Genomic DNA, 12465 nt, shown 5'->3' with positions numbered 1-12465 from the left:
TTCTATTTTTTATCTTTATGTTTTTTAAGGAATTTAATGAAAAATGAGCGATTGTTGTACGCCTGTGGCGTGCGCCAGGGTATTAAGGGGTAGATACCCCTGTCGGCGGGTTGAATTCAGTCCTGACGACATAAAAAAGGGGCGCAATATACATTGCGCCCCGTGAGCAAACAGAGATGGCTTAAGACTTCTGCTTACGACCGTAAACCGCCCAGGTAATCAGAACGCAAGCAACATAGAAGACGAAAAAGATCTTCATGGCGCCAGCCGGAGAACCGGTTAGTTCCAGAGAAATACCAAACGCTTTCGGGATAAAGAACCCGCCGATAGCGCCGATGGCAGAGATAAAGCCCAGCGCTGCCGCCGTATCCGTTGCGGCTTCACGCATCGCCTGCTCTTCATTACCGCCCTGCGCTTTTACGCGTTCCATCGTCATTTTACGGAAGATAACCGAAATCATCTGGAAGGTAGACGCGCTGCCCAGACCGGCGGTCAGGAACAGCACCATAAATACGCCGAAGAAGGCAATGAAGCTGCCGCCGACGCCATTCGTTGGCAGCGTCAGGAACAGCAGGCCGCTGAAGATAGCCATCACCACAAAGTTCACCAGCGTGACGCGGGTACCGCCCAGACGGTCAGAGATAGCCCCGCCCATCGAACGCGCCAGCGCGCCGATAAACGGCCCGAAGAAGGCAAAGTGCAGAATCTGAACATCCGGGAACTGGGTTTTCGACAGCATCGCAAAGCCCGCCGAGAAGCCGATGAATGAGCCAAAAGTGGCCAGATAGAGCAGCGCCATAACCCACAGATGGGCGCGCTTCAGTACCGGCAGCTGCTCGCTCAACGATGCCTTCGACGCCGACAGATCGTTCATAAAGAACCACGCCGCCAGGGTGAAGATAATCAGGAACGGCACCCAGATCCACGCCGCGTTTTCCAGATACAGCATGGAACCGTCCGGCTGCTCGCTGCCCGTACCGCCAAAGACGGCGAAAATAGACAGTGAAACCACCAGCGGGGCAACCAGCTGCATCACGCTGACGCCCATATTGCCAAGGCCGCCGTTAAGACCGAGGGCGCCGCCCTGCTTCTGTTTCGGGAAGAAGAAGCTGATGTTGGCCATGCTGGAAGCAAAGTTCGCCCCGGCAAAACCGCAAAGCAGAGAGATGATCACAAAGACGCTGAACGGCGTAGAGGTATCCTGCACCGCGAAGCCCAGCCACACGCAGGGGACGATCATGATCCCGGTACTGAAGGCGGTCCAGCGACGGCCACCAAACAGCGGAACCATAAAGGCATAGGGAACACGCAATAACGCCCCGGAGAGCGCCGGCAGCGCGGTCAACATAAACAGCTGGTCGGTCGAGAACTGGAAGCCGACCTTATTCAGATTGACCGCCACCGCGCTGAACAACATCCAGACGCAAAACGCCAGCAGCAGACAGGGAACGGAGATCCACAAATTCCGGCTTGCAACGCGGTGGCCGCGCTGCTGCCAGAACTCGGGATCTTCAGGACGCCAGTCGGTGATGACTGAAGTACTGGCCTTCTCCGGTAGGGAAGATTGACTCATAAATACCTCTGATTATTCATATATCCTGCCGCTACCTTAGGGGTTACAGAGGGCGGTAAGTTGATATAAATCAAAGGAAAAGTGGTCATTAAATTGCTTAAAAAAAGCCCATCACCCGAAGTGAGTAGCCATTTTCGCTAAAAAAAGTGTGGTTTTTCACATGGCTGCCGGGTTTAAGCCATCGTCTCCCGCAAACCTACCCACCACCGACAATTAAGGGGTAATCCCTTATGGGTATGGGTATACTCCATGGGATATCCGAGAATAGACGCCACTCCCGGATGGTTTGCCGGTCAGGAGCCACGCACGCTATGTTAAAACGTCTTTTTACCCCGCTTACGTTAGTGAATCAACTGGCGTTAATCGTGCTGCTATCGACAGCGATTGGCGTCGCAGGAATCGGTATCTCTGCCCGTCTGGTACACGGCGTACAGGGCAGCGCACACGCGATCAATAAAGCCGGTTCGCTGAGAATGCAAAGCTATCGTCTGCTGGCGGCAATCCCGCTCACCGAGGGCGATAGCAAGCTGCTCGACGACATGAACGCCACCGTCTTCAGCGAAGAGCTGCAGAATGCCGCCCTCAGAGACGGCCAGGATAGCCAGCTTAAAGCGCTACAGCAGTACTGGCAGCTGGAACTGGCGCCGGGGATGAAACATGCGCAGAATCAGGCTACCGTCGCCACGGATGTCGCCAGCTTTGTCGACCGGATAGACCACCTGGTCACCTCTTTTGATCACACCACCGAGCAGCGCATCCGCTACGTCGTCTGGCTGCAGCGGGTGATGGCTATCGGCATGGCGCTGCTGTTTCTGTTCACTATCGTCTGGCTGCGGGCCCGTCTGCTGCGCCCGTGGAAACAGCTGCTGGCCATGGCCCGGGCGGTCAGCCATCGTGATTTTACCCAACGCGTCCATATCAGCGGCCGCAATGAGATGGCCAGCCTCGGTATGGCGCTTAACAACATGTCAAAAGAGCTGGCGGAAAGCTATTCGGTACTCGAACGACGAGTACAGGAAAAAACCGCCGGCCTGGAGCAGAAAAATGAAATCCTCGCCTTTCTGTGGCAGGCCAACCGTCGTCTGCACTCCAGCGCCCCGCTTTGTGAACGTATTTCACCGGTGCTCAACGGCCTGCAGGGGCTGACGCTGCTGCGTGATATTGAGGTGCGGGTGTACGACTTCGAAGATGAGGACAATCATCAGGAGTTCGCCTGTCACTCAGACTTAGAGTGCGATGACAAAGGCTGCTATTTATGTCCGCGCGATCTGCCGCCGCTGCCGGATGCCGGCACCACGCTGAAATGGCGGCTGTCCGATGCCCACAACCAGTACGGGATCCTGCTGGCGACGTTGCCCGTAGGCCGTCACCTGAGTCACGATCAGCAGCAGCTGGTCGATACGTTAGTCGAGCAGCTAACCTCCACGCTGGCGCTCGACAGGCACCAGGAGCATCAGCAGCAGCTGATCGTGATGGAGGAGCGCTCCACCATCGCCCGCGAGCTGCATGACTCCATCGCCCAATCGCTCTCCTGTATGAAAATGCAGGTCAGCTGTTTACAAATGCAGGGCGAAAACCTGCCGGAAGAGAGCCGCCAGCTGCTGGGCCAGATTCGCAATGAGCTGAATACGTCGTGGGCACAGCTGCGTGAACTGCTGACGACCTTCCGCCTGCAATTAACCGAACCAGGACTGCGCCCGGCGCTGGAGTCCAGCTGCCAGGAGTATAGCGCCCATTTTGGCTTTACCGTCCAGCTTGATTACCAGCTACCGCCGCGCTTTGTCCCGTCTCATCAGGCTATTCACGTCCTGCAAATCGCTCGTGAGGCGCTGAGCAATGCGCTGAAGCACGCGCAGGCGACCGAAGTGACCGTGACCGTTTCGCTACGGGACAACCAGGTACGGCTGGTGGTTGCAGACAACGGCCGCGGCGTGCCCGATCAGGCGGAACGAAGCAACCATTACGGCTTAATTATCATGCGGGATCGCGCCCAGAGTTTGCGCGGAGACTGTCAGGTTCGTCGCCGGGAAAACGGCGGTACCGAAGTGGTCGTCACTTTTATCCCGGAAAAATCGTTTTCAATCCAATAAGGAGAACCCTATGAGTCAACAGGAACGGGCCACCATCCTTCTCATTGACGATCATCCGATGCTGCGCACCGGCGTCAAACAGCTGGTCAGTATGGCCAGCGATATTCAGGTTATTGGCGAGGCCAGCAACGGTGAACAAGGTATCGCCCTCGCGGAGACGCTGGACCCCGATCTGATCCTGCTGGATCTCAACATGCCCGGCATGAACGGTCTGGAAACCCTCGATAAGCTGCGTGAAAAGTCGCTCTCCGGCCGAATCGTGGTATTCAGCGTCTCTAACCACGAAGAAGATGTGGTCACCGCCCTCAAACGCGGCGCTGACGGCTACCTGCTGAAAGACATGGAGCCAGAAGATCTCTTAAAAGCGTTGCAGCAGGCCGCGGCAGGCGAGATGGTCCTCAGCGAAGCGCTCACGCCGGTGCTGGCTGCCAGCCTGCGCGCCAACCGCGCCACCTCAGACCGCGATATCAGCCAGCTGACGCCGCGCGAGCGGGATATTCTCAAGCTCATCGCCCAGGGGCTGCCGAACAAAATGATCGCCCGTCGTCTGGAGATAACCGAGAGTACCGTGAAGGTGCACGTTAAGCATATGCTGAAGAAAATGAAGCTGAAATCACGTGTTGAAGCGGCGGTATGGGTACACCAGGAGCGGATTTTCTAAGGAGCATCCCGCCAGATGACGCCGTCGGCCGAGAATTTGACCAGCGGCTCGGTCAGCGCCAGCGCGATCTCATTGGATGAAACGCGCTGACCCGTTTTGTCTTCCACGACCACCGACAGATGCCACAGATTGGTCGCTCCCGGCTCGCTGTTCCAGGCCGGAAGAATCACGCTCCAGCCGTCCGGGCTGCGGGTATCCACGGGAGACGTTAAGCTCAGCGACTGCGTATCGCCTTGCCATTTCAGCGACTTTATCCCATGCAGGCTACGAATTTGCAGCTTCAGCTGAACCGTCTCCCCCGGCTGTAAATCCCACGGCGGCGTCGCCAGGTAGACCGACAGCGATTTACGCTGACGATACTCGACCACCGGTAAATGATCGCGCTCCGGGCTGTCGTAACGACTGCCGCGCAAGGAGCGGCTGACCGCCACCTCATCGGCCGCCAGCTGCTGTTTAAGCGGCACGCCAAAACGGTAGTTCAGATTCAGTCCGACGTTGTTTTGACTGAGCCCGCTTTCGCCCTGCTTATGTTTTGCGGTCATAGTCACTAACGGCACGGGGGTATAGTTCAGCCCCACCGACACCGCCACCGGGTTACGGTAGCCGGTACCGGAATGGAACAGGTCGACGCTATCGCCAAAGTACTGCTCGACGCTGACGCTGGTATTAATATGCTGATAGAACGGTAGCCGCGCCTGGGCGGTGACATCGTAGCCGCTTGCCATCCGCTGTTCCTGGGTCAGGCTTTCGCCCTGCTGCCAGCTCCCGACGGGATGGTAATAGTTGGCCGACAGGCGCAAATATTCGCCCCAGGCTTCGGCACCAAGGCTGCCTCGCGCCATGTTTTCACCCAGCACTTTGTCGTAGAACGAGTTATAGCCCAGCAGCCAGTCGCCCGTTCGCCAGCGCTGTCCCAGACCGATGTTCCCCACCAGATCGTTTTCCCGCCGGGTGACGGAATACTGATTCCAGGTCAGGTAATCGCCGTTATCCTGCAGCGGGATAAACCAGCTGCCCTGACTGCCGGTGAAGTTGCCTTCTTTATCCACCCGCAGATCGACATTGGCATTGCCCCACGGCGAGAGCCAGTTTTCCAGCTGATGACTCAGCTCATTGCCAAGCTTGCCGATGGCCATCATTCGCGCCTGTTCGCCGGTCGTCAGGCCATTATCGCTCATGCTGGCCTCACCAAACTTTTTCGCGACTTCGGCAAAATGGCGGGCGTCGTCATCCACCTGCGGCGCAATCCCCAGATCCGGCAGCGCCGCCTGTTTTTCACTGAACGCCGTATTTCCCTGCAGGGCACGAGCAGGAACGCCTGCCAGCAGCAGGAGTATTGAAAGGAGTGGGGTCACGCGGTACGACACAGGCATTAAATCGGTTACATTGGCTCACGTAGGATAATGACAGTCTTTAAGTTTACCGTTTTTTTCCCTCTCCCGTAGCCCCAAAGGCAATTCCAGGAATAACCCGAACCTCATGCCCGTATCTGCTCCTCTGCCAGCAGCGCTTTGAGCTCGGGAATACAAGAGCCGCAGTTGGTACCGCATTTCAGCACCTTGCCCAGTTCGCCGACCGTGCGGCAACCGCTGGCGATGGCCTCACCAATCGCGCGTTCACCAATACTCATGCAGCTGCAGACAATCCGCCCCGCAGGGGCTGTCTCGCCGCTTTTTCTCCCGCCGAGCAGCGCGTGCCGCTGCTCGGGCGTCTGCGGCGGAGAGTGAAACGCATCGGCGATCCACCCGGCATCGATTTGCGGCTCGCCAGGATTGCTCCACCAGCCCAACATCAGCCTTCCCTCATGCCAGGCCAGCAGGCTCCATACTGCCCCGGCCTGCGCGGTTTGTATCTGCCACTCCTGCTGACGACACCAGTCGGTTAGCCATCCCTGCGGAGGGTGTTCTCCGGCTAAAGAGAGATGGTTTACCGCCAGCGCGGCCCGCCGACGCCAGTGGACCGCGACCGGCAGCGGAACCGGCTGGCGACAAAATAGTTCACCGTGCCAGGCGGGACGCCAGGGTGCAATCGCCACCGCCACCTGTTTGCTTTCCGGCTGTCCGGACCAGGGATCCGTTACCGCCGACAGCAGGTCGTTGACCCGCCCCCGTCGGGCAAACTGATTATTCCAGTGCATCGGCACAAACAGCGAGCCGGGACGCTGCCCGCGGCTGACCACCGTTTTGGCCACCATCACTCCATTGCGCGACCAGATTCGCGCCAGTTCTCCCTCGCGCAGCTGCAGGCGTCGGGCATCCGCTGGCGCGATCTCCACGATCGGTTCGGCAATATGCTGCATCAGGCGCGGCACGCTGCCGGTACGGGTCATAGTGTGCCACTGATCGCGAATGCGGCCGCTATTGAGGATCAGCGGATAAAAGGCGTCGGTCGCGGCACGCGTGGCCTGGGGCGTCACCGGCACCATGCGCAATTTGCCATCGCCGTGCCAGCCCTGCTGTAAATCAAGACCGCTGCCGCTGCGGCTGACCGGCCAGCGAACCGGCGCCAGGTTGTCCCACGCCTCACGGCTGAGATCCGCCAGCCCACCGATATCGAACGCCCGTTGGCCGTTATTTTCAAACCCCGAAAGCGCGGCATGCTCGCTAAAGACTTCGTGCGGATGGCGCCAGGCAAAGGCGGCGCCAAAGCCGAGCTGTTCGGCCATGCGCGCGATTATCCACCAGTCGGCTTTGGCTTCCCCCGGCGGCGGCAGAAAGCTGCGCTGACGGGAAATACGGCGTTCCGAGTTGGTGACGGTGCCATTTTTTTCTCCCCACGCCAGCGCCGGGAAACGGATATGGGCAAACGCTGCCGTATCCGTCCGGGCGCTCACTTCGGAAACGATCACCAGCGGACAGCCGGCCAGCGCCTGGCTGACGGCAAGGCTGTCCGGCAGCGACACCACCGGATTGGTGCCCATAATCCACACCGCTTTCACCTCACCGCGGCCAATGGCGGCAAACAGGTCCACCGCCGTCAGTCCCGGCGTCTGCGCCAGCCGTTCGCTGCCCCAAAAGCGCGACAGCCGGTGCAGATCCTGCGGCTCAAAATTCATATGGGCAGCCAGCATCGTCGCCAGGCCGCCCACCTCGCGGCCGCCCATCGCATTTGGCTGTCCGGTCAGCGAAAACGGCCCGCAGCCCGAACGCCCGTACTTCCCGCTGGCGAGGTGGACGTTAATAATGGCATTACACTTGTCGCTACCGCTGGCCGACTGATTGATCCCCATGGTGTAGAGCGTTATCGCCCGCGGCGCAGCGATGAAATCACGATAGAACCCGGCGACCTGCTCCATGTCCAGCCCGCAGAATTCGGCCACCTGTGCCGAGTCCCAGGCTGCAGCGGCGGCCAGCGCCTGCGCCTGGTCGCGAAAATCGCCCGTCAGCGCACCGGCCTCGGCAATGGCGCTCAGTAAACCGACAAACAGTCCGCCATCGCTGCCGGGCGCAACCGCCAGGTGGCTATCGGCGATATCGCAGGTGGCGGTTCGACGCGGATCAATCACCACCACTTTCATCCGCGGATTATCACGTTTCGCCTGAACCAGCCGCTGATAGAGCACCGGATGCGCCCAGGCGGCGTTCGAACCCACCAGCACCACCAGATCGCTGTTTTCCACGTCCTCATAGCTGCACGGCACCACGTCGGCGCCAAAGGCGCGCTTATATCCGGTCACCGCCGAGGACATACAGAGCCGGGAATTGGTATCGATATTGGCGGCGCCGATAAATCCCTTCATCAGTTTATTCGCCGCGTAGTAGTCCTCGGTGAGCAGCTGTCCGGAGGCGTAAAACGCCACCGCCTGCGGCCCGTGTTGCTCAATGATTTGCCGCAGCCGGCTACCGGCAACCGTCAGCGCCCGTGACCAGCTGACAGGTTCCCCCTCCAGCTCAGGCCTCAGCAATCGCCCCTCCAGGCCAGTGGTTTCGCCGAGCGCCGCGCCCTTTACGCACAGGCGTCCCAGGTTTGCCGGATGGTGCTCATCGCCGCGCACGCTGACCTGGCCATTTTCCTCCCTTCGTGCCAGCACGCCGCAGCCCACGCCGCAATAGGGACAGGTGGTGCGGATTTCATCCATCAGGAGGCCTCCGCACGCGCCAGCAGAAGCTGGTTCCCGACCCACACCGTGCCGTTTTCGATCTTCACCGGCCAGGCGCGGACCATCGGTTCACCGCCATCGCAGGGACGCCCGTCGCGCAGCCGGATACGATGTTTATACAGCGGCGAAATGACCATCGGCTCCCCGCCGGCATCGCCCAGCATACCGCGCGACAGCACGTTGGCGTCGCTACCGGGCTCCAGGTTGTCGAGGGCATAAACCTGTTCGCCAAAACGAAACAGCGCAATCTGCCGTTCGCCCAGCCGCGCGCCGATCCCGGCCTGGGCGGGAATCGCCGCCAGTTCGCAAATGGCCTGCCATGGCCGGGTCGACACCTCACCTTCGCGGCGTACCGGCGCGATGACCGGCTGAGGCTGACCGCGCAACATTTGCCGCTGCACGGCCTCATCCGGCCGATCGCTGTTAACATAGGAACGGAACAGCGCCAGCCGCTGCGGATCGTTCAGAGTGGTCTGCCATTCACACTGGTAGCTCGCCACCACCCGCGCCATCTCCTGCTCCAGCTCTTCGCCAATCCCGAGGCTGTCTTCCAGGATCACCTCGCGCAGGTAGTCGATTCCGCCTTCGAGGTTATCCATCCAGGTGCTGGTTCGCTGCAGCCGGTCGGCAGTGCGAATATAGAACATCAGCAGCCGATCAACCGTGCGGATCAGCGTCGCGCCGTCGAGGTCGCTGGCAAACAGATCGCCATGTCGCGGCTTCATCCCGCCGTTGCCGCAGACGTAAAGATTCCAGCCTTTTTCCGTGGCAATCACCCCGATATCTTTCCCCTGCGCCTCGGCGCATTCGCGAGTACAACCGGAGACCGCCATTTTGATCTTGTGCGGCGCACGCAATCCTTTGTAACGATGTTCAAGGGTGACCGCCAGCGCCGTCGAGTCCTGAACGCCGTAGCGACACCAGGTCGAGCCGACGCAGGATTTCACCGTTCGCAGCGACTTGCCGTAGGCGTGACCGGTTTCAAAGCCGGCCTCCGCCAGCTCGCGCCAGATAGCCGGCAGCTCTTCGAGCCGGGCGCCAAACAGATCGATACGCTGGCCACCGGTAATTTTGCTGTACAGCTGGTAGCGTTTGGCAATTTGTCCGATGGCAATCAGTCCGTCCGGCGTCACTTCGCCTGCCGCCATACGCGGGACCACTGAATAGGTGCCATCTTTCTGAATATTGGCGAAGTAGCGGTCATTGGTATCCTGCAGCGGTAAATGCGCCGGTTTCAGCAGATACTCATTCCAGCAGGAGGCCAGAACTGAAGCCACCAGCGGCTTACAGATTTCGCAGCCGTGTCCCTGACCGTAACGACTAATCAGCTGATCAAAGGTGTGGATATGATTCACGCGCACGAGGTGATAGATCTCCTGACGCGACCACGGAAAGTGTTCGCAGATATCTTTTTTCACTTCCACGCCCTGCGCCGAGAGCTGATATTCCATCACCTGCTTGACCAGCGCGCTGCATCCACCGCAACCGGTCGCCGCCCGGGTACAGCTTTTTATCGCCGGGATATCGCTGGCGCCCGCGCTGACCGCCCGGCAGATATCACCTTTAGTGACGTTGTGGCACGAGCAGATCTGCGCGCTGTCCGGCAGCGCCGCTACCCCCAGCGCTTTTGGCGCGCTCCCCTCCTGCACCGGCAGAATCAGGCTTTCCGGGCGCGCGGGCAGCGCCATCGCGTTCAACATCATTTGCAGCAGCGTGGCGTAATCGCTGGCATCGCCCACCAGCACGCCGCCCAGCAGCGTTTTGTTCTGCTGGCAGACGACAATTTTCTTGTAGATTTGCCCCGGACCATCCGTCCACTGGTAGCTCTGGCTACCGGGCGTGCGTCCCTGGGCGTCGCCGAAAGAGGCTACATCGATGCCCAGCAGTTTCAGTTTGGTGCTCATATCGGCGCCGCTGAAGCTCGCCTCTTCTCCAGCCAACATTGCCGCCGCCGTTCTCGCCATCTGGTAGCCCGGCGCCACCAGGCCATAGATTTTGTCCTGCCACAGGGCACATTCGCCAATCGCCAGCACCTGCGGATCGGAGGTGCGGCACTGATTGTCGATGACGATCCCGCCGCGTTCTCCTACCATCAGTCCGCTGCCGCGCGCCAGCGTATCCTGAGGACGAATCCCGGCGGAAAAGACCACCATGTCGGTAGCCAGCGATCCGCCATCGGCAAAGTTCAGCACCAGGCCATTGTCACCGCGCGCAATACTCTGAGTCGTCTTGCTGGTATGGACACCGACGCCAATATCATTGATTTTCTCCCGCAGCATCGCGGCGCCCGGGCTATCCAGCTGGACCGCCATCAGATTCGGCGCAAACTCCACCACGTGGGTTTCCAGCCCCAGCTGTCTGAGCGCGTTGGCGGCCTCCAGCCCCAGCAGCCCGCCGCCAATCACCACCCCGCGTTTTGCGCTGCTGGCGCAGGCGGCAATACGGTCGAGGTCGTCGAGGGTGCGGTAGACGAAACAGCCCTCCAGATCGTGGCCCGGCACCGGCGGAACGAATGGATATGAGCCGGTCGCCAGCACCAGTTTATCCCAGTGGGTTTCATGGCCGCAGGTATCGCGTACCACCCGCGCTTCACGGTCAATGGCCGTAATCGTCTCGGACAGCCGCAGTTCAATTCCGTGCCGGGCGAAGAAATCGCCGTCCACCAGCGACAGCGATTCCGCGCTACGACCGGCAAAATATTCTGATAAATGCACCCGGTCGTAGGCGGCGTAACGCTCTTCGCCAAACACCACGATCCGAAACTGTTGATGCAGGTTACGGCTGACGCATTGCTCGAGAAAATGGTGGCCGACCATGCCGTGTCCGACCAGCACCAAAACAGGTTTTGTCATAGAAAATTCACCTGCAGCGCGCGGCTGCGTTGAAGAAGGATCAAAAAGCCAGTCTGGCTGCGCGGGGGTAGCCAGCAGCGCGGTGAGCGGCGCGGCATTTGCGCAGTCGCCCAGCAGCAAAACAGCCTGTAGTTTGCCGTCGCGGACCAGCAGACGGCGGTAGTGGCGGGCCAGCGGGTCCCAGCTGGTCCAGATCTCATCGTGGTCGCTGGCCTGCGGATCGCCGGCGCTGAACAGCGCGATGCCGGTGACTTTCAGGCGGGTACCGCTATCCTGCCAGTGAAAATCCGCCTCCGGCGTGCCGCATAGCCGCCCGGCCAGCACCTCAGCCTGGCGCAGACAGGGCGCCACCAGTCCCCAGGTCTGGCCGTCAATTTCGCAACATTCGCCAAGAGCGCTAACCCCCGGCAGCGCGGTCGCCAGCTGACGGTCCACGATAATGCCGCGCCGACAGGCCAGGCCGCTTCGCTGCGCCAGCTGAATGTTGGGGCGCACGCCGGTCGCCAGCACTACGCGACTGGCGGCAAACGCCCGGCCATCCTCCAGCACAACCTCATGCTCGCGAATCGCGGCAATCCCGCAGCCGGTGACGCACTGGATCCCTCGCTCCTCCAGCTGTTGCTGTAGCTGCTGACCGGCAAAGGCATCGGTTTGCTGTTCCATCAGCCGGTCGCCGCGATGCAGCAAAGTGACATTGTCACCATGACGTCGTAACGCAGCCGCAGCCTCGACGCCGAGCACCCCACCGCCGATCACGACCGCCGGGCCGCCGGTTGCCAGAATGGCGGCCACATCGGCAAAGGTGCGAAATGCGTAGACGTGCGGCAGCGCCACACCGGGCAGCGGCGGGATGAACGCCTGTGAACCGGTGGCGAAAATCAGCTCATCCCAGGAGAGCTCGCCGCGGGTGGTGCGCAGCGTTCGCGTCGTTATCTCCACCGCCAGCACCGATTCATCGTTGCGTACCGTCACGCCGTGCTGGTGATACCACTCCTCTGGCAGCAGCCGCGTTTGCGCCAGCGTTTTTTCCCCACCCAGTACCGGTGACAGCTGGATACGGTTATAGGCCTGCCAGGGTTCATCCCCGATAATCACTATCTGAAATTTGTCGCCCCCCCGCGCCACCAGCGTCTCCGCCAGCCGGGTGGCCGCCATACCATTGCCGATAATCACCAGTCGCCGCTTCATCG

The 12465-nt window shown here is 60.3% G+C and carries 6 protein-coding genes; 2 read left to right on the top strand and 4 right to left on the bottom strand.

Features of this window, described 5'->3' with window-relative positions:
- Positions 1 to 181 precede the first annotated feature (181 nt).
- Positions 182 to 1573, bottom strand: coding sequence for a NarK family nitrate/nitrite MFS transporter (locus OQV00_RS10175; RefSeq protein WP_004863461.1), 1392 nt, complete (start codon positions 1571 to 1573; stop codon positions 182 to 184).
- Between the two features lie 311 nt (positions 1574 to 1884).
- Between OQV00_RS10175 and narX the strand changes: the two genes are divergently transcribed.
- Positions 1885 to 3663, top strand: a complete 1779-nt coding sequence (gene narX, locus OQV00_RS10170; RefSeq protein ID WP_234580297.1) for a nitrate/nitrite two-component system sensor histidine kinase NarX — start codon at positions 1885 to 1887, stop codon at positions 3661 to 3663.
- Between the two features lie 10 nt (positions 3664 to 3673).
- A complete protein-coding gene (narL, locus tag OQV00_RS10165; protein WP_004863467.1) occupies positions 3674 to 4324 on the top strand; it encodes a two-component system response regulator NarL in 651 nt (216 codons plus the stop codon).
- On the opposite strand, the gene OQV00_RS10160 is transcribed toward narL, so the two are convergent.
- The 3 genes from OQV00_RS10160 to nirB all read right to left on the bottom strand — a co-directional run bounded on the left by OQV00_RS10160 (position 4321) and on the right by nirB (position 12463).
- Positions 4321 to 5697: a YchO/YchP family invasin gene (locus OQV00_RS10160; protein WP_266280264.1), complete on the bottom strand. Its 1377-nt coding sequence runs from the start codon at positions 5695 to 5697 to the stop codon at positions 4321 to 4323. The genes narL and OQV00_RS10160 overlap by 4 nt on opposite strands.
- Positions 5698 to 5801: 104 nt before the next feature.
- The gene (locus OQV00_RS10155; protein ID WP_088402111.1) at positions 5802 to 8402 is read right to left on the bottom strand and encodes a nitrate reductase; all 2601 of its coding nucleotides are present in this window, start codon (positions 8400 to 8402) and stop codon (positions 5802 to 5804) included.
- Positions 8402 to 12463 (bottom strand): nitrite reductase large subunit NirB, encoded by a 4062-nt coding sequence (gene nirB, locus OQV00_RS10150; RefSeq protein WP_182952392.1) that lies wholly within the window; start codon positions 12461 to 12463, stop codon positions 8402 to 8404. Before nirB ends, OQV00_RS10155 begins: the two co-directional genes overlap by 1 nt.
- Positions 12464 to 12465 lie beyond the last annotated feature (2 nt).

The organism is Klebsiella sp. DY2415 (assembly GCF_026314315.1).
Classification (GTDB): Bacteria; Pseudomonadota; Gammaproteobacteria; order Enterobacterales; family Enterobacteriaceae; genus Klebsiella; species Klebsiella ornithinolytica.
The sequence above is the reverse complement of the archived record's forward strand: the minus strand, read 5'-3'. Positions and strand labels throughout refer to the sequence as shown.

Bases quoted from the DNA above. Each gene is read 5' to 3' on its own strand.
- OQV00_RS10175 (WP_004863461.1), bottom strand. From the start codon at position 1,573: ATGAGTCAATCTTCCCTACCGGAGAAGGCCAGTACTTCAGTCATCACC.
- narX (WP_234580297.1), top strand. From the start codon at position 1,885: ATGTTAAAACGTCTTTTTACCCCGCTTACGTTAGTGAATCAACTGGCG.
- narL (WP_004863467.1), top strand. From the start codon at position 3,674: ATGAGTCAACAGGAACGGGCCACCATCCTTCTCATTGACGATCATCCG.
- OQV00_RS10160 (WP_266280264.1), bottom strand. From the start codon at position 5,697: ATGCCTGTGTCGTACCGCGTGACCCCACTCCTTTCAATACTCCTGCTG.
- OQV00_RS10155 (WP_088402111.1), bottom strand. From the start codon at position 8,402: ATGGATGAAATCCGCACCACCTGTCCCTATTGCGGCGTGGGCTGCGGC.
- nirB (WP_182952392.1), bottom strand. From the start codon at position 12,463: ATGAAGCGGCGACTGGTGATTATCGGCAATGGTATGGCGGCCACCCGG.